21 protein-coding genes are annotated in these 20,978 nt (G+C 74.3%); 15 read left to right on the forward strand and 6 right to left on the reverse strand.

Translation table 11 applies throughout. The features are described 5' to 3' along the window. Positions 1-48 precede the first annotated feature (48 nt). Genes HDG68_RS03175 through HDG68_RS03185 form a run of 3 tightly spaced genes read left to right on the forward strand, consistent with a single transcriptional unit; the run spans position 49 to position 5,235 of the window. A complete protein-coding gene (locus HDG68_RS03175; protein WP_172149242.1) occupies positions 49-3,093 on the forward strand; it encodes a hypothetical protein in 3,045 nt (1,014 codons plus the stop codon). Between the two features lie 43 nt (positions 3,094-3,136). After that, complete coding sequence (locus HDG68_RS17520; protein ID WP_172149244.1) at positions 3,137-4,351, forward strand: alpha/beta hydrolase fold domain-containing protein; 1,215 nt, start codon at positions 3,137-3,139, stop codon at positions 4,349-4,351. A 41-nt stretch (positions 4,352-4,392) separates the two neighbouring features. Further along, positions 4,393-5,235 (forward strand): RNA methyltransferase, encoded by an 843-nt coding sequence (locus tag HDG68_RS03185; RefSeq protein WP_172149246.1) that lies wholly within the window; start codon positions 4,393-4,395, stop codon positions 5,233-5,235. Between the two features lie 48 nt (positions 5,236-5,283). Here HDG68_RS03185 and HDG68_RS03190 read toward each other — a convergent pair whose 3' ends face one another. Next, entirely contained in the window at positions 5,284-5,766 is a 483-nt protein-coding gene (locus tag HDG68_RS03190) for a DUF4188 domain-containing protein (protein WP_172149248.1), read from the reverse strand. A gap of 75 nt (positions 5,767-5,841) precedes the next feature. Between HDG68_RS03190 and HDG68_RS03195 the strand changes: the two genes are divergently transcribed. Beyond that, positions 5,842-6,459, forward strand: coding sequence for a MerR family transcriptional regulator (locus HDG68_RS03195; RefSeq protein ID WP_172149250.1), 618 nt, complete (start codon positions 5,842-5,844; stop codon positions 6,457-6,459). A gap of 160 nt (positions 6,460-6,619) precedes the next feature. Next, on the forward strand, positions 6,620-7,555 hold the full coding sequence (locus HDG68_RS03200; protein ID WP_172150285.1) for a siderophore-interacting protein: 936 nt from the start codon (positions 6,620-6,622) through the stop codon (positions 7,553-7,555). A 36-nt stretch (positions 7,556-7,591) separates the two neighbouring features. Here HDG68_RS03200 and HDG68_RS03205 read toward each other — a convergent pair whose 3' ends face one another. Both HDG68_RS03205 and HDG68_RS03210 read right to left on the reverse strand, forming a co-directional pair. Beyond that, the gene (locus HDG68_RS03205; protein WP_172149252.1) at positions 7,592-8,167 is read right to left on the reverse strand and encodes a YbaK/EbsC family protein; all 576 of its coding nucleotides are present in this window, start codon (positions 8,165-8,167) and stop codon (positions 7,592-7,594) included. Beyond that, positions 8,164-8,694: a YbhB/YbcL family Raf kinase inhibitor-like protein gene (locus tag HDG68_RS03210; RefSeq protein WP_172149254.1), complete on the reverse strand. Its 531-nt coding sequence runs from the start codon at positions 8,692-8,694 to the stop codon at positions 8,164-8,166. Before HDG68_RS03210 ends, HDG68_RS03205 begins: the two co-directional genes overlap by 4 nt. Before the next feature lie 184 nt (positions 8,695-8,878). Here HDG68_RS03210 and HDG68_RS03215 point away from each other — a divergent pair, with 184 nt between their 5' ends. The 9 genes from HDG68_RS03215 (at position 8,879) to HDG68_RS03255 (ending at position 16,797) form a co-directional block, all read left to right on the forward strand. After that, positions 8,879-9,616, forward strand: a complete 738-nt coding sequence (locus HDG68_RS03215; RefSeq protein ID WP_172149256.1) for a glucose 1-dehydrogenase — start codon at positions 8,879-8,881, stop codon at positions 9,614-9,616. Positions 9,617-9,627: 11 nt separating this feature from the next. Then, positions 9,628-10,212, forward strand: a complete 585-nt coding sequence (locus HDG68_RS03220) for a TetR/AcrR family transcriptional regulator (RefSeq protein WP_172149258.1) — start codon at positions 9,628-9,630, stop codon at positions 10,210-10,212. Then, a complete protein-coding gene (locus HDG68_RS03225; RefSeq protein WP_246253550.1) occupies positions 10,209-11,210 on the forward strand; it encodes an NADPH:quinone oxidoreductase family protein in 1,002 nt (333 codons plus the stop codon). Before HDG68_RS03220 ends, HDG68_RS03225 begins: the two co-directional genes overlap by 4 nt. Beyond that, positions 11,207-11,944 carry an SDR family NAD(P)-dependent oxidoreductase gene (locus HDG68_RS03230; RefSeq protein ID WP_172149260.1) on the forward strand — a complete coding sequence of 246 codons (738 nt, stop codon included), beginning with the start codon at positions 11,207-11,209 and terminating at the stop codon, positions 11,942-11,944. Before HDG68_RS03225 ends, HDG68_RS03230 begins: the two co-directional genes overlap by 4 nt. Before the next feature lie 120 nt (positions 11,945-12,064). Further along, complete coding sequence (locus HDG68_RS03235; RefSeq protein WP_172149262.1) at positions 12,065-12,790, forward strand: ABC transporter ATP-binding protein; 726 nt, start codon at positions 12,065-12,067, stop codon at positions 12,788-12,790. After that, the gene (locus HDG68_RS03240; RefSeq protein ID WP_172149264.1) at positions 12,787-13,569 is read left to right on the forward strand and encodes an ABC transporter ATP-binding protein; all 783 of its coding nucleotides are present in this window, start codon (positions 12,787-12,789) and stop codon (positions 13,567-13,569) included. Before HDG68_RS03235 ends, HDG68_RS03240 begins: the two co-directional genes overlap by 4 nt. Then, positions 13,569-14,447 carry a branched-chain amino acid ABC transporter permease gene (locus tag HDG68_RS03245; protein ID WP_172149266.1) on the forward strand — a complete coding sequence of 293 codons (879 nt, stop codon included), beginning with the start codon at positions 13,569-13,571 and terminating at the stop codon, positions 14,445-14,447. The genes HDG68_RS03240 and HDG68_RS03245 overlap by 1 nt, the downstream gene beginning before the upstream one ends. Continuing rightward, positions 14,444-15,511 (forward strand): branched-chain amino acid ABC transporter permease, encoded by a 1,068-nt coding sequence (locus tag HDG68_RS03250; protein ID WP_172149268.1) that lies wholly within the window; start codon positions 14,444-14,446, stop codon positions 15,509-15,511. Before HDG68_RS03245 ends, HDG68_RS03250 begins: the two co-directional genes overlap by 4 nt. A gap of 5 nt (positions 15,512-15,516) precedes the next feature. Beyond that, entirely contained in the window at positions 15,517-16,797 is a 1,281-nt protein-coding gene (locus HDG68_RS03255) for an ABC transporter substrate-binding protein (protein WP_172149270.1), read from the forward strand. A gap of 344 nt (positions 16,798-17,141) precedes the next feature. Here HDG68_RS03255 and HDG68_RS03260 read toward each other — a convergent pair whose 3' ends face one another. Continuing rightward, entirely contained in the window at positions 17,142-18,344 is a 1,203-nt protein-coding gene (locus HDG68_RS03260) for an acyl-CoA dehydrogenase family protein (protein WP_172149272.1), read from the reverse strand. A gap of 1 nt (position 18,345) precedes the next feature. Continuing rightward, entirely contained in the window at positions 18,346-19,407 is a 1,062-nt protein-coding gene (locus HDG68_RS03265) for a phosphotransferase family protein (RefSeq protein WP_172149274.1), read from the reverse strand. A gap of 162 nt (positions 19,408-19,569) precedes the next feature. Between HDG68_RS03265 and HDG68_RS03270 the strand changes: the two genes are divergently transcribed. Further along, positions 19,570-20,541 carry a squalene cyclase gene (locus tag HDG68_RS03270; RefSeq protein WP_343037407.1) on the forward strand — a complete coding sequence of 324 codons (972 nt, stop codon included), beginning with the start codon at positions 19,570-19,572 and terminating at the stop codon, positions 20,539-20,541. Between the two features lie 3 nt (positions 20,542-20,544). Here the strand turns inward: HDG68_RS03270 and HDG68_RS03275 are convergent, their stop codons facing one another. Next, positions 20,545-20,958, reverse strand: a complete 414-nt coding sequence (locus HDG68_RS03275) for an acyl-CoA thioesterase (protein WP_172149275.1) — start codon at positions 20,956-20,958, stop codon at positions 20,545-20,547. Positions 20,959-20,978 lie beyond the last annotated feature (20 nt).

The following is a 20,978-nucleotide window of genomic DNA, read 5'->3' on the forward strand; positions in this document are numbered from 1 at the left end:
GCCGCGCTGCCTCCACCACGGTAGGTCCCGCCGTCGGGGGAGGCTGCCATGAGCGGGTCGACGACCGTGCCGCAGGCCGCGGGCGCAGCGCACGAGAGCGAGGCCGACGTGCTCGAGCTGCGCATCCACGGCGTGAGCAACACGCCGCCGGCGGGTGCGCTCGGGCTGGCGGCCCACGAGGTCGAACCGGCGGCCGTCGACCTGCGCGGCGTGCACGGCGACGCGCTGGGGTCGTTCTGGTGGCCCGGTCCCGACGCCCGGCGCCGGGACCAGGAGCCCCCGGCGCAGGAACCGGTGCGGACCTGCTGCGAGGGGGACGGCGCGGACGGGTGCGAGGAGTGCTGCGACCCGCGCCGGATCCCGCCGGGCGTGCGCCGCGAGGCCTACTCCTGGGGCGCGATGGCGCGGCTGTCGTGGGCGGCGCCCGGCGGGTGGTCGTTCGGGGCGGTGGTGTCGGGGGTGGTGCGGCTGCTGTGGGTGCTCGTGCTCCCGTTCGGCATGGCGAACGTCGCCTACTGGGCGCGGCGCATCCCGACGAGCGCGCACGGTGCGGGCAACGGCCGCCGGGTGCGCTCCTACCAGCACGGCGGTGCGGCGGCGGTGCGGCTGTTCGCGCTGGTGCTGACGCTGCTCCTGACGGCGTCCACGCTGACGGTCACCCTCGACCTGGTGGCCACCAAGTGCTTGGCCGAGTCCGCCCGGGGCCTCGACCCGGAGCTCGAGCGCGTCGTGTGCACGGCGCTGCCGGACGCCGTCCAGGCCCTGGCGTTCGCTCCGACGGCGGTCCGCGCCGCCTGGTCGTCGGCGGTGCCCGTGGCGCTGCTGGTCGCGCTGTGGGCGCTGGGACAGCGCACCCGGGTGCGCTACGAGGAGCTGACCTCGGCCCGCAAGGGCGGCGAGGGCCGCGGGTACCCCGGTGCTGCGGGGGCCACGGCCGAGCAGTCGGCGCCGCGGTTCCCGCTGCTGAGCACGCCGGGGTTCTGGACGCACCGCGTGCTGACGCTCACCGGCGAGCGCGTGCACCTGGCGGCCGGGATCGGGTTCGTGGCGGCCGTGATCGGGTGGTCGGGCGCGGTGTCGGCAGCCGTCCGCGGTTCCGAGGCGTCCGGCTGCCGACGGATGCGGGACTTCCTGCGCGAGTGCGATCCGCAGGACGCCCTGGCGACCGCGCCGGGGCTCGTGGTGGCCGGTCTGGTGGGCGCGCTCGTCGTCGTCGCCGCGGTGTGGCGCACCGTGCAGGACTCCGCGGCGGGCGCCGACGTGGGTGCCCGCCGCGGGCTCGGGGCGCGGCACGGGCCCGCGGTGTGGGCGAACGTGCTCGTGGCGGGCTCGGTGGCTGCCTGGGCCGGGAGCCTCGTGTCGCTCGCCGCGCACGACGTCGCGAGCCTCGCCCCACCGCCCGCGCCGCCCGCGCCGCCCGCGCCGTCGGGCGACGGCGTCACCGTCGCCGCGGGATCGGTCGTGGGACTGGGCGCGGCGCCGTCCCTGCTCGTCGCCGTCCTGGTGGGGCTGTGCGTGTGCGCCGTGGCGTGGCGCTCGGGAGCCCGGTCGGGCTCGTGGTTCCTGCGGCCGCAGGCCCACCTGCTGTACCTGGCAGTCGTGCTCGGTCTGGGGGCGTGGGCGCTGCTGACGGGGATCGACGCGGCGTGCTGGACGGCCGGGGCGGCCGCGGTCCTGCTGGTCGGCCTGGTGCTCGCCACGTGGGCGCGCGGGCGCTCGCACCACGGCGACGAGGCCTGGTGGGGCACGGGACCGGCGGTGTTCCTGCTGCTGGCGGCCGGTTTCGCCGTCCTGCTGTCGGCGCTCGTCGTCCTGGGCGCGCATTCGGTCCTGCAGCGGCCGGCCGGTACCGCAACGTTCGAGGTGGTCCGTGTCGACGGCCGGGAGCCCTCGGCGGCCGTGGCGAACGGTTCCGGGGCCCTGACCGTGCCCGAGGTGTACGTCGTGTTCGGGCTGATCGTCGGGTTGGCCCTCCTGGCGGTCGCTGTCGCGGCGCTGGCGACGGTGCTGCGCAGGCTCCGGTGGATCGCCCGCGCCCCGGGGACCTGGAGCGTCACCACCCCCGACAGCGACTGCTACGGCGACGACGATCCCCGGACCGTCGACTCCTCGGCCCTGCCCGTCCGGGTGCTGCGGGTGCTGCGCATGCGCCGGCACGCCGCGGCGGGGCAGCGCGCCGAGCTGGTGGTCGGGGTGCTCGCGGCGTTCTTCCTGCTGGCCCTGCTCCTCAGCCTGACGCTGGCGCTCGCCGACCTGCCGGTCCTGTCCTCCCTCGAGCCGGGTCACGACGTCGCCCGTCTCGCTGCGCCCGCGCTCGGCACGGCCGCGACGCTCCTGGCGGTCAGCGTCGCCGCCGCGGGCCGTGACGGCGCCGGGCGGCCCGCCGGCGTGCTGTGGGATCTGATGTGCTTCCTGCCCCGTGCCGCGCACCCCTTCGGCCCCCCGTGCTACGCCGAACGGGTCGTCCCCGAGGTCCGGGGACGCCTGGACGCGTGGCTGGACGCCCTGGACCTGCCCCCGGCCCGCCGGGCGGCGGCCGCGCCGCGGCGCCGGGTCGTGCTGTCCGGGCACAGCAACGGCGGGATGCTCGCGGCGGCGGTCGTGCTCGCCCGCAGCGACGAGGACCAGACGCCCCAGCGCGACGTCGCGCTGCTCACGTACGGCACCCAGCTCCGCGGCCTCTTCGGGCGGCTGTTCCCCGAGCTGTTCGGGCCCGCCGCGCTGGGCACGCCGCCGCTGTGCCGGCCGCGCTTCCGCGGTGCCGACCCGTGGCGCAACGAGGTGCCGCGCGCGGGGAGCGTCGTGGCGCAGTCGTCACGCACGTGGCCGCGGCCGAGCCAGGACGAGCCGCGACGTGGCTCGCTCGCCCACCAGCTGCGCGCGGGTGTGGGTCGGGGGCCCCGCTGGCGCAACCTGTGGCGGCGCACCGACTTCATCGGCTTCCCCGTCTGCGCCTACGAACCGAACCCCGTGGACCGGGGTGCCGAGGAGCTGGACCCGAGGGCCTACACCGTCACCGTGTGGCACCACTCGCACTACCCGGCGGCGCCCGCCTACCGGAAGGCCCTCGACGAGCTCCTGGCCTCGTTCTGACGAACGCTGGTGCCGACGTGCGGCGCAGGGCACAGTGGGGCCGGTGAACCCGCCCACCGGACGGGGCGCGCGGACCGCACCCGCGCCGCCCGCTGCCGAACCGCCGCGTCGCAGCCTCGTCGTCGCCGTCCTGGCCGTCGTCGCGCTGGTGCTGCTGGTGCCCGCCTCCGGTGCCCTCGTGCCCCAGGTGCCCGGATGGGGCCATCTCGGGGCGGCCGCCTCGTCGCGGGCGGTGTGGCTGGCGGTCGGCGGGCTCGCCGTCCTGCTGGCGGGGACGGCCGCGCTGCTGCGCCGGGCGAGCGCCACCCGTCTCGGGGTGGTGCTCGCCGGGGCCGCCACCGTCGTGTGCGCGCTGACGGTGCTCACGCAGCAGCTGCTGGTCGCGCAGGAGCACGGCGTCGCCGTCCGTATCGGCGAGCTGTTCGCCGTCGAGCGGCCCGTGCGCCCGCCGGACCGCGACGCCGTGTACGCCCGGTTCGATGGCCGGCCCCTGGACCTGTCGGTGTGGGAACCGGCGTCGGGCGGCTCCGGCGCCCCGGTGGTCGTCCTGGTGCACGGCGGCGGCTGGGTCACCGGCGACCGGCGCCGGCCGGGCACCGCCGCGCACGCCGGCTGGTTCGCCGACCAGGGGTACGTGGCGGTCAGCGTCGACTACCCGCTGTCCGGCGACGACGAGCACCGCTGGGACGTCGTCGAGCCGCAGGTGGCGTGCGCGCTGGTCTGGGTGGCGCGGCACGCGGCCGAGCACGGGGGAGAACCCGGCCGGGTCTTCCTGGTCGGCGACTCCGCGGGCGGCAACGTGGCGCTCGACGTCGCCTACCGCGCCCGCGCCGGCACGCTCGAGCCCGCCTGCGACGGCGACGTGCCCGAGGTCGCCGCCGTGAGCACCCTGTACCCCGTCGCCGACCCGGCCGGTCTCCACGACAACCCGGACCCGCTGGTCGGCGCCGACGCCCGGACGATGGCCGAGCGCTACACCGGCGGCAGTCCGGCCGAGGTCCCGCAGCGGTACGACGCCGTCACCCCGGCCACGCACGTGACGCCGTCGTCCCCGCCCACGGTGACGGTGACCGGCGCCGCCGACCACCTCGTCCCACCGCAGGGTGCCGCCGACCTGGCGGCGACCCTGGCCGCCCACGACGTGGACCACCAGCACGTGGAGATCCCCGCCGCGGGGCACGTCGTCGACGCCGCGCCGGGAGGGGTGGGGACGCAGGTGTGGCGCGAGCTCACCCTGCGACTCTTCGCGACGTCGTGAGCCGTCCAGGTCCCCCTGTCGGGGCTGAGACAATCCCTGGCGTGGACTTGCCGAACCTGGTCCGGGTGACCGACCCCTCCGACCCGCGCCTGCACGACTACACCGACCTGACCGACGTCAGGCTGCGCACCGCGCGGGAACCGGCCGAAGGGCTGTTCATGGCCGAGTCCTCCAACGTCATCCGCCGCGCCCTGCGTGCCGGGCACCGGCCGCGGTCGTTCCTCATGGCCGACAAGTGGCTCGAGTCCATGGCGGACGTGCTCGTCGCGCACCCCGACGTCCCCGTGTTCGTCGCCGACGAGGCCGTGCTGCGCGACATCACCGGGTTCCACCTGCACCGCGGGGCGCTCGCCGCGATGCACCGGCCCGTCCTCCCGGACGTCGCCACGCTGCTGGCCGGAGCCCGCGACGGGCAGGGGGCCCGGCGCGTCGCGGTGCTCGAGGACATCGTCGACCACACCAACGTCGGCGCGATCTTCCGCTCGGCCGCCGGGCTCGGCGTCGACGCGGTGCTGGTCACCCCCCGCTGCGCCGACCCGCTGTACCGGCGCAGCGTGCGGGTGTCGATGGGGACCGTCTTCCAGGTGCCGTGGACGCGGCTCGCGGCCTGGCCCACGGGGATCGACGACCTGCACGACGCCGGGTTCGACGTCGCGGCCCTGGCGCTCGGCGAGGACGCGGTGACGCTGGACGACCTGGCCGCGGACCCGCCGGAACGGCTCGCCCTGGTGCTCGGCACCGAGGGCGACGGCCTGTCGCGGGGCGCGGTCGCGGCGTCGGACCACGTCGTGCGGATCCCCATGGCAGGGCAGGTCGACTCGCTCAACGTCGCAGCGGCGTCGGCGGTCGCCTTCTGGGCGACGCGGCTTCCCGAGGCGGGGTGACCCGTCCGGACCGGTGGACCCCGGCCCGGACCGGCGACGAGCGGACGATCAGGCCTCCTCGGACGCGTGGGCCAGGCGCTCGCGGGCCGTGCGTCCCCGCCGCGCGGCGGGGACCGCGCCGGTGGCGGCGGCGAGCCCGAACCGTGCCGGCGCGCCGACGTACAGGCTCTCGTGCCCGTCGGCGGGCACCCGAAAGGTCTCGTGCCAGACCGTGACCGCACCGGGCACGCGGCGGGCACGCCGGTAGAACTCCGCCCAGGCGGGACGGTGCCGGCGGGCGTCGTCGTTCGCGTAGGCGTAGACGTGCTCGACGCTGCGCCAGTACTGCACCATCGTCGGGCCCCGGCTTCCGAGCAGGGTGGTGCCGCCGAGGAAGCCGGAGTCGGCATCGGCGGTGAGCTCGGCGAGCATCGGCCGCATCGCGGCCATCGCGGGCCACCACGCGTCGGGGCGCCAGAGCCGCTCGACCCTCGCACCGATGAGGAAGACCGCGAGCTCTCCGTGGTGGTCGTGCGTCGTCAGAGTGGTCATGATGCTCCTTGGATAGTAGGGCTATCCATTATTGGAGAGTGCTACTGTCCAATGTCAAGAGGAAGGGAGGAGGCGATGCGCGTCTCCGCGTTGGCCGAGCGCACCGGCGTGCCGGTCGCGACGATCAAGTACTACCTGCGCGAGGGCCTGCTGCCCCCGGGGGTGCCGACGTCGCGCACCCAGGCCGTCTACGACGAGTCGCACGTCGAGCGCGTGCGGCTGGTCCGGGCGCTGACCGGCTCGGCAGGGCTGTCGCTGGCGGCGGTCCACGAGGTGCTGGCGGCGCTCGACGACCCGCCGTCGTCCCGGCACGGCCTGCTCGGCGCGGCGCAACGAGCCCTGGTCGCCGACGAGGCGCAGCAGGAGCCGCCCGCCGGTGTCGCGGCGCGCCGCCGGGTGGACGAGCTCGTCGCGGCCCGCGGATGGTGCGACGACCCGGTGCTGACCGACCGCCTGGCCGCTCAGCTGGACGACGCCGAGAAGGCCGGGGTCCCGGTGTCGCCGGAGCACCTGACGGTCCTGGCGCAGGCCGCCGAGCAGGTCGCGCGCGGCGACCTCGCGACGGTGCCCGAGGTGCCGGCCGACGCGATGCGCCAGGTCGTCGCCGGCACCCTCCTGACCGATCCGGTGCTGCTGACGCTGCGTCGGCTCGCGCAGCAGTGGGCCAGCGGCGGCGCGGGCGAGGTGCGCTGACCGCGCTGCCCGGCGACCCGGTCTCGAGCCAGGTGTGGCACCGGTCACGGTCGTTGCTTCGCGGTACCGGGATGAGGTTAGGCTGTCCTGCGTGACTTCCTCCGCGACCGACGCCCGGACCGAGACGACCGAGACCGCCGTCGCCCCCCGCCCGTGGCGCATGTTCGACGTCGAGGTCAAGCGCGTCACGCGGCTCTGCCCGTCCTTCGTGCGGATCACGTTCACCGGCGACGACCTGCACGAGTTCGCCGACAACGGCTGCGACCAGCGCATCAAGTTCCTCCTGCCCGCACCGTGCGGCGGCTGGGAGTACCTGGACCGGCAGAACCCGGACTGGTTCACCTCCTGGCGCGCGCTGCCCGAGGAGCGCCGCAACCCGCTGCGCACGTACACCGTGCGAGCCGTCCGGCAGGACCTGCGCGAGGTCGACGTCGACATCGTCCTGCACGGGGACACCGGTCCGGCCTCGCGCTGGGCCAACGGTGCCCGGCCGGGTTCGCCCCTGGTGCTGCTCGGCCCCAACGACGCCCACGACGGACCCCACGGCGGCCTGGAGTTCGCGCCGCCCGCGACCAGCCACGCCCTGCTGCTCGCCGGTGACGAGACGGCGGTCCCCGCCATCGCCGCGATCTGCGAGTCGCTGCCCGCCGACGCCGTCGGCGAGGTGTTCCTCGAGGTCCCGCACCCCGAGGACCGCTGGACCCTCGCCGCTCCGGCGGGTGTGCGGGTCACCTGGCTCGGGCGTGACGACCGCTCGCACGGCGACCTGCTGGTGCCCGCCGTCCAGGAGGCCGCCGACCGGCTGCTCGCCATGGGCGTGCGCGCGTCCGTCGACGACGCACCGGCGGTCACCGCCGCGGGCGTCGACCTGGCGGGGGAGTTCGCCGACGTCGACGTCGACGCCGACATCCTCTGGGAGGTGCCGGTCGACGCCACGGGCAGGCCGCTGGCGCAGGACACCGTCCTGTACGCCTGGCTGGCCGGCGAGGCCGGCGTCATCAAGACGCTGCGGCGCTACCTGGTGAGCACCAAGGGCGTCGACCGCAAGGCGGTCGCGTTCATGGGCTACTGGCGGCAGGGGCGCGCCGAGCTCTGAGCACGGTGCGGCAGCGCCCGTGGCGCGGGCCGCGGCTCAGCCGCGCTCGACGCCGAGCGAGTCGATGACCTCGACGCCCGGTGCCTCGCACAGCAGGGGTCCGGGCATGAGCACCTTGGAGTGCCGCACGCCCGAGCCCATGAGCGCGAGCGTGCCGGGGGCGGCGAAGCGGTCGTCCACCAGCACCCGCCAGGACTCGGGCACGCCCAGCGGTGTGATGCCGCCGTAGGCCATGCCGGACTCCGCCGTCGCGCGGTCCTGGGGCAGGAACGACGCCTTGCGGGCGTCCAGCAGCTTGCGCACCCGCGTGTTGACGTCGGCAGACGTCGTGGCCGGCACGACGCAGGCGGCGACGCGTTCGGCCTCGCCGCGCCGTCCGGCCACCACCACGCAGTTCGCGGAGGCCTCGGGCGGCAGCCCGTGCACCTCGTTGAGCGTGGCGGTGTCCGCGTGCTCGGGGTCGATGGGGGCGACCGCGACCTGCGTCGCGACTCGTGCGTCGGCGCCGGCCCAGGCGACCAGGGCGGCGGCGACCGGGTCGGCGAGCAGGTCGCGGTGCTCGACGGCGGGACGCCAGTCGAGGTCGCCCAGCGTCGGCAGCCCCGTGCTCATCGGCGGTACGTCCCGGTGAGGGTGGCGCGGGCCAGCGTGTGGAAGTAGACGTTGAACGCCGCGTGGACGTTGGTGTTCTCGGTGGTCAGGTCGAGGGACTCGACGTCGAGCGCGTGCACCGCGAACACGTACCGGTGCGCGTGGTCCCCGGGCGGCGGGCCGGCACCCTCGAACCCGACCCGACCGCCGTCGGAGGTGAGCTGGAACGCGCCGCGCGGCAGGTCGGTGCCCTCGGCGGCACCCGCACCGCGGGGCAGCGAGGTCGTCGTGGCGGGGAGGTCGAGGACGTGCCAGTGCCAGTAGCCCGACGGCGTCGGCGCGTCGGGGTCGAAGCAGCTCAGCACGAACGACCTCGTCTGCTCGGGGTGGCCGGACCAGGCCAGCGCGGGCGAGGTGTTGCCGCCGTCGACGGCGTGGTCCGCGGGCAGCGGGTCGCCCTCGGTGATGTCCGGGCTGGTCAGGGTGAAGGTCGCCGGGACGGGGAGCAGCGAGTAGGGGTCCGGGGGTAGGGGCCGGGTGAAGTCCATGCCTCCCACCGTGGCGTGCCGGACGGCAGGACGCAACGGCGGACTGAGACGACGTCGCCGGGACGCCGAGGGGGCGAGACGGGCGGGTCGGCGGTGCTAGGGTGGGCACGGCAAACCGACCAGACGGTACGCAACGGCCATCGAGGGCCCGTGCCGGGACGACGACGTCTATCGAGGTGACTCAGTGCAGAGGTTCGCGGACAAGGTCGCGATCGTCACGGGTGGCAGCCGGGGCATCGGCCTCGCGGTCGCCCGGCGGATCGTGGCGGAGGGCGGCAGCGTGGTGATCACCGGCCGCAAGCCCGACTCGCTCGAGGAGGCCGTCGCCGGACTCGGCGCGCGCGCCTCGTTCGTGGCGGGCAAGGCCGACGACGCCGACCACCGCGGCGAGGCGATCGCGCACGCCGTCGACCGGTTCGGCCGGCTCGACCATCTCGTCAACAACGCCGGCATCAACCCCGCCTGGGGACCCGCGCTCGAGGTCGAGGCCTCCGTGGTGCGCAAGATCATCGACGTCAACGTGGTCGCCGCGCTGGAGTGGACGCGCGACGCCGTCGCAGCCGGACTGCGCGGGTCCGTGGTCAACACGGCCTCGCTCGCCGGGACGGGCGCCAGCCCGAACATCGCCTTCTACGGCGTCTCCAAGGCCGCGCTGATCAACCTGACCGCCCAGCTCGCGCACGAGCTGGCACCACGGCTGCGCGTCAACGCCGTCGCCCCCGCCGTCGTCCGCACGCGGCTCGCCGAGGCCCTTTTCGCGGACCGGGAGGAGGAGGTCGCCGCCGCCTACCCGCTGCAGCGCCTGGGGGAGCCGGACGACGTCGCCGGCCCCGTGGCGTTCCTGCTGTCGGACGACGCCGCCTGGATCACCGGGCAGACACTCCGGATCGACGGTGGCGCCTCGATCGTCTCGGTCGGGTGAAGGATGGACTCATGAGGACCACCAACGTCGCCGACTCCGTGCTCAAGGCCGCCCTGGACCTGTTCGCCACCCAGGGTTACGCCACCACCAGCGTCCAGCAGATCGTCGAGGCGGCGGGCGTCACCAAGGGCGCGATGTACCACTACTTCCAGTCCAAGGACGACCTGCTCTTCGCCATCTACGACCGGATGCTCACCCTGCAGCGCCGCCACCTCGACGACATCGTCGCCGCGGGCGGGCCGCCTCTCGAGGTGATCCGCGCGGCGTGCGTCGACGTCGTCGAGACCTCCATCGACCTGCTGCCCGAGGGCACGGTCTTCTTCCGGAGCATGCACATGCTGTCCCCGGCCCGCCACCAGGAGGTCACCCGGCGTCGTCGTGACTACCACGACGCCTTCGCCGCCCTGGTCGAGAAGGGTCAGGCCGAGGGCGTCGTGCGCACCGACGTGCCCCGCTCCGTGCTGATCGCCCACTTCTACTCCGACGTGCACTACCTGTCCTACTGGTACTCGCCGTCGGGTCCCGAGACCAAGACCGAGGTCGCCCAGCAGCTGGCCGACCTGTTCCTGCGAAGCATCACCGTGGAGGACGGATGACCGAGACGATGCGCGCCTGGCGTGTCCACCGCAACGGCGAGCCCCGCGAGGTGATGAGCCTCGACGAGGTCGAGCGCCCCGCGCCGGGCCCCGGCCAGGCGCTGGTCCGCGTCCTGGCGGTCGCGGTGAACTTCCCCGACGTGCTCCTGGCGCGCGGTGAGTACCAGGTCCGGCCCGAGCCGCCGTTCGTGCCCGGCATCGAGATGTGCGCCGAGGTCGTCGAGGTCGGCGCGGACGTGGACCGGGTCGCCGTGGGCGACCGCGTGGTGGGCTCGCACATCGGCGTGCTGAGCGAGTACGCGGTGCTCGACCAGGGGCTGCTGCACCGGGCGCCCGCCGCGCTGGACGACGCCCAGGCCGCCGCCCTGACCGTCGCGTACCAGACGGCCTGGTTCGGACTGCACCGCCGCGCGGGGCTCCGCGAGGGCGAGACGCTGCTCGTGCACGCCGCCGCCGGGGGAGTGGGCACCGCCGCGTGCCAGCTCGGCGCGGCCGCCGGAGCCCGGGTGATCGGCGTGGTCGGCAGCGAGGCCAAGGCCGCCGTCGCCCGTGCCGCCGGGGCGGAGCACATCCTGCTGCGGTCCGACGACGTGGCCGCCCGCGTCAAGGAGCTCACCGGCGGCGCCGGCGCGGACGTGGTCTTCGACCCGGTCGGGGGGCCGTCGTTCGCCGCGTCGACCAAGTGCATCGCCTTCGAGGGGCGGATCGTGGTGGTCGGCTTCGCCAGCGGCGAGATCCCGCCGGTGCGCGCCAACCATGCGCTCGTCAAGAACTACGGGGTGCTCGGCCTGCACTGGGGGCTGTATGCCCAGCGCGACCCGGCGCTCGTCGACGCCGCCCACGCCGACCTGGTCCGGCTCGCCGACGCCGGCGCCGTGCGACCCGTGGTCGCCGACGTGGTCGACCTGACCAAGGCTCCCGAGGCGATCGAGCTGCTCGCCACCGGGACGACGACGGGTCGTCTCGTCGTCGAGGTCGCGACGGCAGGTGCGGCATGACGCGGGGCCTGGACGGCCGGGTCGCCTTCGTCACCGGCGGGGCCCGCGGCATCGGCGCCGCCTACGTGCGGGCCCTGCACGACGCCGGCGCCCGGGTGGTCGTCGCCGACCTGCTCGAGGCGGAGGGCGCCGCCCTCGTCGCCGACCTCGGCGAGCGGGCGCGGTTCGCCGTGCTGGACGTCACGGACGAGGGCGCCTGGACGGCCGTCGTCGACGAGGTCGTGGCCGCCTGGGGCGGGGTCGACGTGCTGGTCAACAACGCCGGCATCGCCAACGCCGGCCCGATCGAGCACTACCCGCGGGCCAAGTGGGACGCCGTGATCGCCGTCAACCTCACCGGAACCTACCTCGGGTGCCGGGCCGTGGTCCCGACGATGAAGGCGGCCGGCCACGGGTCGATCGTCAACATCTCCTCGGTCGAGGGGATGCGGGGGAGCCGTGGCCTGCACGGCTACGTCGCCGCGAAGTTCGGGGTGCGGGGGCTGACGAAGTCGCTGGCCGTCGAGCTCGGCGGCGACGGCATCCGGGTCAACTCGATCCACCCCGGGTGGATCGACACGGACATGACCGCCCGCATCGACCCGTCCGGGCTCCCGATCCCGATGCGGCGCGGCGGGCGTCCCGACGACCTCACCGGGACGGTGCTCTACCTCGCCGGTGACGACTCCGCCTACGTCACCGGCGCCGAGATCGTCGTCGACGGCGGCATGATCAACGGCGTGGGACACCTCTGACCTGCGCTCTTCTCTCCCCACGCACCCGCACGTCACAGCCGTGCAACATCTGCGCAGATGACATACCGGCCAGTCGGTTTATGCGCTAGGGTGTGACACATCCGACACGAAGAGGTGCCGATGTCCAGCTCAACCCCACGACTCGAGGTCGACGGTCTGACCGTCACCTTCTCCGGCCTGACCGCGCTCGACGACGTCGGCTTCACGGTCGGCGACGGCGAGACGGTCGCCCTGATCGGCCCCAACGGCGCCGGCAAGACGACCGTGTTCAACGCCGTCTGCTCCCTGGTCCGGCCCGCGTCCGGAAGCATCCGGATCGGCGGGCGTCGCGCGCCCGCCACGCCGACCGGACTGCTGGAACGAGGCGTCGCGCGCACGCTGCAGGGACTCGGGCTGTTCGAGTCGCTCAGCGTGCTCGAGAACGTCCTCGTCCCGCTCTCGGGACGGCGCGACGGGTCCGGCCGCGACGCCGCGCTCGAGACCCTGCAACGGCTCGACCTCGCCGCCGACGCCGCCACGCCCGTCGCCGCGCTGTCCTACCCCGCCCGCAAGCGGGTCGCCCTCGCCCGTGCCCTGGCCACCCGGCCGCAGCTGCTCCTCCTGGACGAGCCGGCCGGCGGGCTCGGGCCCGACGACATCGCCGAGCTCGCCGACGTCGTGCGGACCCTGTCCGCGCAGGGGTGCTCCGTGCTGCTCGTCGAGCACCACGTCGACTTCGTCATGGACGTCGCCGACCGCATCGTGGTCCTCGACTTCGGGCGGGTCGTGGCGTGCGGGACCCCGGACGAGGTCCGGGCCGACCCCGCCGTCGAGGCCGCCTACCTCGGGCTGGAGGCCGCCGCATGAGCCCCGCGACCCCCCGGCCCACCACCGCGGCCGCCGCACCTGCCGGGGCCTCTCCAGCAGCCCCCGCCGCCCTGGGGGTGGAGGGACTCACCGTCGGGTACGCCGGCGCCCCCGTCATGGCCGACCTGACCCTCGAGGTCCCGGCCGGCCAGATCGTCGCCCTGCTGGGCGCGAACGGCGCGGGCAAGACGACCCTGCTCCGGACGGTCTCCGGCCTGCTGACCCCGCGGTCGGGGCGCGTGGTGCTCGACGGGGAGGACCTGTCCGCGGTGTCCGTCGAGGACCGCGTCCGCCGCGGCCTCGCGCAGGTTCCCGAGGGGCGCAGCGTCGTCGCCGAGCTCAGCGTCGAGGAGAACCTGCACCTCGGGGCCCTCTGGAAGATCCCGGCACGACGTGCCCGCCGGGACGCCGTGGAAGCGATGTACGACGCGTTCGAGCCGCTGTCCCGACGGCGCAGGTCGCTGGGACACCAGCTTTCCGGGGGCGAGCGCCAGATGCTCTCCCTGGCCCGCGCGCTCATCGCGGAGCCCCGCGTGCTGCTGCTCGACGAGCCCTCCCTGGGGCTGGCGCCCCGCGTGGTCGCCCAGCTCCTGGACACGCTGCGCGACACCGCCCGCCGGACCGGGCTGACCGTGCTGCTCGCCGAGCAGAACGTCACCAGCGCGCTGTCCGTCGCCGACCGGGGCGTCGTCCTCGGGCTCGGCGAGATCGTCGCCGACGCCCCGGCGGCCGACATCGCCGCCGACCCGGCCCTCCGCCACGCCTACCTGGGGTTCTGATGGATCGCATCGCCTTTCTCCTCGCCACCGGGCTCGCGCGCGGCCTCGTGATCGCGCTGTTCGCCCTGTCCCTCGTCATCATCTGGCGTGCCGCGCGCATCGTGAACTTCGCGCAGGCCGCCATGGCCGTCGTGGCCGTGTTCGTCGCCTTCGCGGTCACGGCGCTGACCGACTCGTTCTGGCTCGGGCTCGTCGCCGCGCTCGTCGCCGGCGCCGTCGTCGGCTACGCCGTCGAGCGCTGGCTCATCCGCCTCGTGCCCGCCAGGACGCCCCTGCCGGGGATGATCGTGGCCATCGGGCTCGTGATGGTGCTCCAGGCCGGCATCGGCATCGCGTTCGGCCCGCAGCACCGTCCGATGGCGGCACCCTTCTCCGAGCAGCCGTTCACCGTGGGCGGGGTGCCCGTGCTCTCGCCGTACGACCTGTTCGTCCTGCTCGTGGCGCTCGGCGTCGTCGGCGGGCTGGCGCTGCTGTTCAACGGCACCACCCTCGGCCTGCAGATGCGGGCCTCCGCCATGGCGCCCGAGGTCTCCCGCCTGCTGGGCGTCCGGGTACCGCGGATGGTCACGCTGGGCTGGATGCTCTCGGCCGCCGTCGCGTCGCTCGCGGTGCTGCTCCTGGTCCCGACCGAGCTGGGGCTCAACGCCCACAGCGGCGACGTGCTGTTCGTGCACGCCTTCACCGTGGCCGTGCTCGGCGGTCTCGACTCCCCGGTCGGGGCCCTCGTCGGCGGGATCGTCGTCGGCGTCCTGATCAGCCTCGTCACCGGGTTCCTGGGCGCCGGGCTCGCACCGATCGCCGTCCTGGCCCTGCTCACCCTCGTCCTGCTCGTCCGCCCGGGCGGCATCTTCGCGGTCAAGGAGGCACGCACCGCATGACCACTCCAGCACAACGCCGCCGGGCCGTCCTGGTGCGCTCCGCCGTCTGCACCCTGCTCGCCGTCGGCGCGACCTTCGTCCTCGACTCCTACGCCAACTACCAGCTGGCCACCATCGCCGCGATCTTCTGCGCGACCGCCGGACTCACCCTGCTCGTCGGCCTCACCGGCCAGCTCTCCCTGGGGCACGCCGTCCTGATGGCCGCCGGGGGGTACGGGTACGCGCTCACTGCCGCCCCGCTGGCCGACGCCGGGGTCGAGGGCGTGCTGCGCATCCTCGGAGGTCTGCTCGGTGCGCTGGTGCTCGCCGGCGCCGTCGGCGGCCTCCTCGGGCTGGCCGGCGCCCGGCTGCGCGGCCCCTACCTGGCCGGACTCACGCTGGCCCTGGTCATCGCACTGCCCGCCATCAGCACCCAGGTGCCCGCACTCGGCGGCGCCCAGGGCGTGGGCGTCCCCTTCGAGGGCGTCCCCGACGCGCTCGGCGGTGTCGTGAGCATCGAGCAGTGGCACGCCTGGATGGCCGTGCTCGCGGCGGCCCTCGCCGTCACACCGCTGGCGCTGGTGCGGTCGGGACGCAGCGGGCTGCGCATGCGCGCCGTCCACGACGACGAGACGGCCGCCCGCCTCGCGGGTATCTCGCCGGCCCGCGTCAAGACCGGCGCGTTCGTCGCCGTAGCCCTCGCCGCAGGGCTCGGCGGCGGAGTCCTCGCCGTCGTCACCCAGAACGTCAGCCCGGGCGCCTACGACCTGGCCTTCTCCCTCCTGCTGCTCGTGGCCGTCGTCGTCGGCGGACTCGGCAGCATCGGCGGGGCCGCCGTCGGCGCCGTCCTCGTCGTGCTGCTGCCCTGGCTGATCGACACCGGCGTCGCCGCCGTCGGCCTGCCGTCCGAGCTCGAGCAGCGGCTGTCCGGCAACGTCGCCGTCCTCGTCTTCGGTGCACTGCTGATCGCGGTCACCGTCGTGTGGCCCGGAGGGCTGTCCCACGCCCTCGGGGACCGCATCCGTTCCCTCACCACCAGGTTCCGGCCCTCCCGGACCGTCCCGCAACAGCTCACAGAGAGGTGACCCTCATGCGGACCCCCACCATCACCCGTGCCCCGGCACGGACCTTCGTCGCCGCCACCGGCGCCGGAGCGCTCCTGCTGTCCCTGGCCGCCTGCGGCGGCGCCGACGAGGCCGTACCCGGCGTCTCGGAGGACACCATCACGATCGGTACCCACCAGCCGCTCACCGGTCCGGCCGCCGCCGGCTACTCGTCGATCTCGGCCGCCACCAGCGCCTACTTCGACTACGTCAACGCGAACGGCGGCGTCCACGGACGCCAGATCGAGTACATCGTCAAGGACGACGCCTACAACCCGGCGAACACCCAGACGGTGGTGCGCGAGCTCGTCCAGCAGGACGACGTCTTCGCCGTCGTCAACGGCCTCGGTACACCGACGCACTCCTCCGTGCTGGACTTCCTCAACCAGAACGAGGTGCCCGACCTGTTCGTCTCCTCGGGGTCGACGGCGTGGAACGACCCGGAGGAGTACCCGTACACCTTCGGGTACAACGCCGACTACCACGTCGAGGGCTCCGCGCTCGGCCAGTACGCCGCCGACGAGCACGCCGGCAAGAGCGTGTGCGTGCTCGGACAGGACGACGACTACGGCGAGACCTTCCTGGAGGGCGTCCAGATCGCCCTCGGGGAGGACGGCGTCACCACCTACGAGACCTACGAGACCTCCAACCAGGACGTCACCGCTCAGATCGGCGCCATGCAGTCCGCGGGGTGCGAGGTCGTCATGCTCGCGACCGTCAACGGCTTCACGGCGCTCGCCGTGGGCACCGCCGCGCAGATGGGCTTCATGCCGACCTGGATGGCGGCGTCCGCGGGTGGCGACTACCCGACACTCGTGGAGTTCCTCGGCGAGGACGTGGCCGCGCAGGTGCTGCAGGGCTTCACCTCGGTGAACTACCTGCCGTTCAGCCCGGACGGGGAGTGGGTCGAGCTCTTCACCGAGATCAACGACGAGTACAACGGCAGCGCCGCCTTCGACGGCAACACCGTGTTCGGCATGGGCGTCGGGTACGCATTCGTCGAGGCGCTGGAGGCCGCCGGCGAGGACCCGACCCGCGAGTCCCTCGTGGAGGCGCTCGAGTCCGGCGAGGTCGTGGGCAACGGCATCGTGCCCCTGGCCTACAGCGCGGAGAACCACTCCGGGTACGACGCCGTGGGGATCACCATGGTCGACGGCGGCGTGCAGGACTTCGTCGGGTCCACCTACCGCCTGGAGGGGGAGTCGGTGACGGCGATCGAGCCGGAGCAGCTGCCCCTGGACGGCAACGGGATCCCGGCCGCCGAGTGAGCTGACGCCGCGACGGCGGCGACCCCCTGATCCGACGGGTCCCGGCACCACTCCCCCCGGTGCCGGGACCCGTCGTCGTGCGTCCGCGCCCGCCCCTCGCCAGGTAGGCAACTCCTCGCCGAGGTAGGCAACTCATTCGCGACGTAGGCAACGTCCCCGCGGCGTAGGCAACTCTTGCGCGAGGTAGGCAAACGTCCCGCGGCGTAGGCAAAGCCCGGCCGAGGTAGGCACCCAACGTGCCTACCGCGGCCGGACTTGCCTACCTCGTCGAGAGGTTGCCTACCTGGGCCGGAACCCGCCTACCTCGCGGGACGTCTGCCTACCTCGGCGATGCGCGTCGGTGCTCAGCGGCGCAGCTGGGCGCGGCCCAGCGAGGCGAGGTGGACCTCGTCGGGCCCGTCGGCGATGCGCAGCGACCGGTTGCCGGCGAACATCTCCGCCAGCGGCTGGTCCGACGACACCCCGGCAGCGCCGAAGACCTGGATGACGCGGTCCAGGATCCGCTGCACCGCACGGGGCACGGCGATCTTGATCGACTGGATCTCCGTCATCGCCTTGCGGTTGCCCACGGTGTCCATGAGCCAGGCGGTCTTGAGCACGAGCAGCCGCAGCGCCTCGATCTCGACGCGCGACTCGGCCACCCACTCACGGATGACCCCCTGCTCGGACAGCGGCACCCCGAACGTGGACCGCTCCCGGGCGCGCTCGGTGGCCAGCGCCAGCGCGCGCTCCGCCGTGCCGAGCGCACGCATGCAGTGGTGGATGCGTCCCGGACCGAGCCGGGCCTGGGCCATCGCGAACCCGCCGCCCTCCGTGCCGAGGAGGTTCTCGACCGGGACCCGCACGTCGTCGAACACGATCTCGGCGTGCCCGCCGTGGTCGCGATCGTCGTAGCCGAACACGGTCAGCGGGCGCACGATCCGCACCCCCGGGGTGTCGCGGGGGACCAGGACCATCGACTGCTGCTGGTGGCGCGCAGCGTCCGGGTCGGTCTTGCCCATGACGATGAGCAACCGGCAGTCCGGGCTCATGGCCCCGGTCGACCACCACTTGCGCCCCGTCACGACGTACTCGTCGCCGTCGCGGCGGATCCGGGTGCCGATCTGGGACGCGTCCGAGGACGCGACGTCCGGTTCGGTCATGCTGAACGCCGAGCGGATGCGCGCCTCCAGCAGCGGCTCCAGCCAGCTTTCCTGCTGCGCGGGAGTGCCGAACTCGGCCAGCAGCTCCATGTTGCCGGTGTCCGGGGCGGCGCAGTTCATCGCGACCGGGGCCAGACGCTGGCTCCACCCGGTGAGCTCGGCCAGCGGTGCGTACTGCAGGTTGGTCAGTCCGGCGCCGCGTTCGGACGGCAGGAACAGGTTCCACAGGCCCTCCGCGCGGGCCTTGGCGCGCAGCTCGTCGACGATCGGCCGGAACGTCCAGTCGTCGGGGGCGTCGGCGAGCTGGCGGTCGAGGGTGGGCTCGGCCGGCAGGACCTGGTCGTACAGGAACCGGTGCACCGTCTCGGCGAGCTCGGTGGTGCGGGCGTCGGGGGCGAAGTCCATCTCAGCTGCTCCTGGGTCGGGCGGTCGCACGGGCGAGGCCGTCGGCCGCGAGCGGGGCGACGAGGTCGCCGATCGTGTCGAAGCCGGCACCGACGGTCTCGCCGGCGCGGTAGCGGTAGTGGATCCCCTCGAGGATGACGGCGAGCTTGTACGCGGCGAACGCGCGGTACCACCACAGGTCCGGGGGGTCGACGTCGACCCGGTTCGCGTAGGCCTCGACGAGCTCGTCGAAGGTGGGGTAGCCGACACCGGGGACGACGGCGCTGGCTGCGACGCCGTCGTCGCTCAGGGCGCGGATGTCCCAGTAGAGGCCGAGGAGCCCGAGATCCACGAGCGGGTCGCCGAGGGTCGCCATCTCCCAGTCGAGGATGGCTGCGATGGCGGGCCGGTCGGCGGGGCCGGTGACGATGGCGTTGTCGAGGCGGTAGTCGCCGTGCACGATCCCGGTCCGGCGCGCCACGGGGATCCCGGACGCCAGCCGGTCCTGCAGCGCGTCGAGGTCGGGCAGCTCGCGGGAGCGCGACGCGTCGTACTGGCGGCGCCACGTCGCGAGCTGGCGTTCGAGATACCCGTCGGGGCGCCCGAAGTCGGCCAGGCCGACGTCGGAGGGTTCGACGCGGTGCAGGTCGGCGAGCGTGCGGGCGAGCCCGATGCCCAACCGGTGCAGCCCGGCGGGGGTGTAGTCGGCGTTCTGCTCGGGGCGGGACAGCACGACACCCTCGACGCGTTCCATCACGAAGAACGTGGTCCCGGTGACCTCGTTCGTGGTGGTGTCGTCGACGACGTCGACGGTTGCGGGCACGGGCACGTCACCGGCCTCGAGCGCCGAGATGACCCGGTGCTCGCGGCGCATGTCGTGCGCGCTGGTGAGCACGTGACCGAGCGGGGGGCGCCGCAGCACCAGGGGTAGCGCGGCGCCGTCGACGCGGTAGGTCAGGTTGCTGCGGCCGCCGGCGATGACCTCGACGGTGAGCGTCACGTCGGGTGACGGCACCAGCTCCGGGTGCTGTCGTGCCAGCCAGGCGGTCAGGCCGGCGCGGTCCAGGCCGGGGACGTCGGTCATCGATGACCTCACCTCTCTGCTCGGGCCCGGCGGCGGTGCCGAGCCGTGCCAGCATACCGCGCGGTCGGTATGTGGTCGAACGGGCCGAGACGCCGTCCTGCCCGACGGCCCGCCGACGCTGCTCCCGGTGTGTCCGAGCCGGCCGCGCACTACGCTCGGCGGGTGACCACCACGCCCGTGGAGCGCTGGCTGCTGGACTCCGACCCCGCCCTACGGTGGCAGGTCGAGCGCGACCTGCTCGGCGTCGACGACGCCGTCTGGCGCGCCACGCGGGAGCGCGTGGCGACCGAGGGGATGGGTGCCCGTCTGCTGGCCCGGCAGGACGACGACGGCCGGTGGGCGGGCGGCGCCTTCTTCCCGGGCGGGCAGGCGTGGTTCGCGCAGCAGGGTGCGGGTGCGCCCCAGCCGTGGACCGCGACGACCTGGGCGTTGACCTCGCTGCGCGAGTGGGGGCTGGACGCCGAGGTGCTGCGGTCGAACGGCACGCCCGAGCTCCTGGCCCGGCACTGCCGGTGGGAGTACGACGACCTGCCCTACTGGGACGGCGAGGTCGACTGCTGCATCAACGCCTTCACGCTCGCCAACGGCACCTGGCTCGGGGTCGACGTCGCCGGGATCCGGGACCGCCTCGTGACCGGGCGCATGCCCGACGGCGGCTGGAACTGCGAGTGGGTCGAGGGCGCCACGGTGTCCTCGTTCGTCTCCACCCTGAACGTGCTCAAGGGGCTGCTGGCCCACGAGCAGCTCGTCGGCGGTGACGCACGCGTGCGGGCGGCGCGCCGGACGGGGGAGGAGTACCTGCTGGAGCGGCGGTTGACGCGTCGGCTCTCGACCGGCGAGCAGCTGGCTCCGTGGGTGCACCGGTTCGAGTACCCGTTCCGCGGGCACTACAGCGTGCTGAACGCCGCCGACTATTTCCGGCGGGCCGCGCGGCACGACGGCGTCGCCCCGGACGAGCGGCTGTCGGAGGCCGTCGAGGTGGTCCGGGCCGCGCGGCGCGACGACGGCACGTGGGTTCGCGACCACCGTCACCCGGGTCGGGTGTGGTTCGAGGAGGACGTCGCCGTCGGGGAGCCGTCGCCGTGGCTGACCCTGACGGCCGAGCTCCTGCTGCGCTGGTGGGACGGGCGCTGAGGCTCAGGCGGCGCTGGGTGCCAGCTGCTGCTCGACGGCGGCGCGGATCGACGTCGGCACCGGCACCGGGCGCTGCGTGGTCGCGTCGACGAACACGTGGGTGAACCGGCCGGTGGCGACGGGGCCATCGGTTCCGGCGCGCACGATCGGCAGGTCCCAGGTGATGCTCGTGGTGCCGAGGCGTTCGACCCCGATGACCACTTCGAGGTCGTCGTCCGGGTAGGAGACGGGGGAGCGGAACTCGCACGACGAGGCCACGCAGTAGCCGCGTACCTCGCCGCTGGGATCGAGCCCTGCCTCGCGGATCATCCAGGTGTTCACCGCGGTGTCCATGGCCTGGTAGTAGACGGTGTTGTTGACGTGGCCGTACTGGTCGTTGTCGTTCCAGCGCAGGGCGAACGGGTGGCGGACGGGCATGAGGGTCCTCTCGGGCGGGG

Origin of the sequence: Isoptericola chiayiensis, from assembly GCF_013149805.1 — a bacterium.
Taxonomy (GTDB): Bacteria; Actinomycetota; Actinomycetes; order Actinomycetales; family Cellulomonadaceae; genus Isoptericola; species Isoptericola chiayiensis.

Coding starts and splice junctions, on each gene's coding strand:
- HDG68_RS03220 (WP_172149258.1), top strand. CDS start 9,628: ATGAGGACCACCAACGTCGCCGACTCCGTGCTCAAGGCCGCCCTGGAC.
- HDG68_RS03230 (WP_172149260.1), top strand. CDS start 11,207: ATGACGCGGGGCCTGGACGGCCGGGTCGCCTTCGTCACCGGCGGGGCC.
- HDG68_RS03275 (WP_172149275.1), bottom strand. CDS start 20,958: ATGCCCGTCCGCCACCCGTTCGCCCTGCGCTGGAACGACAACGACCAG.
- HDG68_RS03210 (WP_172149254.1), bottom strand. CDS start 8,694: ATGGACTTCACCCGGCCCCTACCCCCGGACCCCTACTCGCTGCTCCCC.
- HDG68_RS03260 (WP_172149272.1), bottom strand. CDS start 18,344: ATGGACTTCGCCCCCGACGCCCGCACCACCGAGCTCGCCGAGACGGTG.
- HDG68_RS03200 (WP_172150285.1), top strand. CDS start 6,620: ATGTTCGACGTCGAGGTCAAGCGCGTCACGCGGCTCTGCCCGTCCTTC.
- HDG68_RS03195 (WP_172149250.1), top strand. CDS start 5,842: ATGCGCGTCTCCGCGTTGGCCGAGCGCACCGGCGTGCCGGTCGCGACG.
- HDG68_RS03225 (WP_246253550.1), top strand. CDS start 10,209: ATGACCGAGACGATGCGCGCCTGGCGTGTCCACCGCAACGGCGAGCCC.
- HDG68_RS03235 (WP_172149262.1), top strand. CDS start 12,065: ATGTCCAGCTCAACCCCACGACTCGAGGTCGACGGTCTGACCGTCACC.
- HDG68_RS03245 (WP_172149266.1), top strand. CDS start 13,569: ATGGATCGCATCGCCTTTCTCCTCGCCACCGGGCTCGCGCGCGGCCTC.
- HDG68_RS03240 (WP_172149264.1), top strand. CDS start 12,787: ATGAGCCCCGCGACCCCCCGGCCCACCACCGCGGCCGCCGCACCTGCC.
- HDG68_RS03255 (WP_172149270.1), top strand. CDS start 15,517: ATGCGGACCCCCACCATCACCCGTGCCCCGGCACGGACCTTCGTCGCC.
- HDG68_RS03205 (WP_172149252.1), bottom strand. CDS start 8,167: ATGAGCACGGGGCTGCCGACGCTGGGCGACCTCGACTGGCGTCCCGCC.
- HDG68_RS03250 (WP_172149268.1), top strand. CDS start 14,444: ATGACCACTCCAGCACAACGCCGCCGGGCCGTCCTGGTGCGCTCCGCC.
- HDG68_RS03175 (WP_172149242.1), top strand. CDS start 49: ATGAGCGGGTCGACGACCGTGCCGCAGGCCGCGGGCGCAGCGCACGAG.
- HDG68_RS03190 (WP_172149248.1), bottom strand. CDS start 5,766: ATGACCACTCTGACGACGCACGACCACCACGGAGAGCTCGCGGTCTTC.
- HDG68_RS03265 (WP_172149274.1), bottom strand. CDS start 19,407: ATGACCGACGTCCCCGGCCTGGACCGCGCCGGCCTGACCGCCTGGCTG.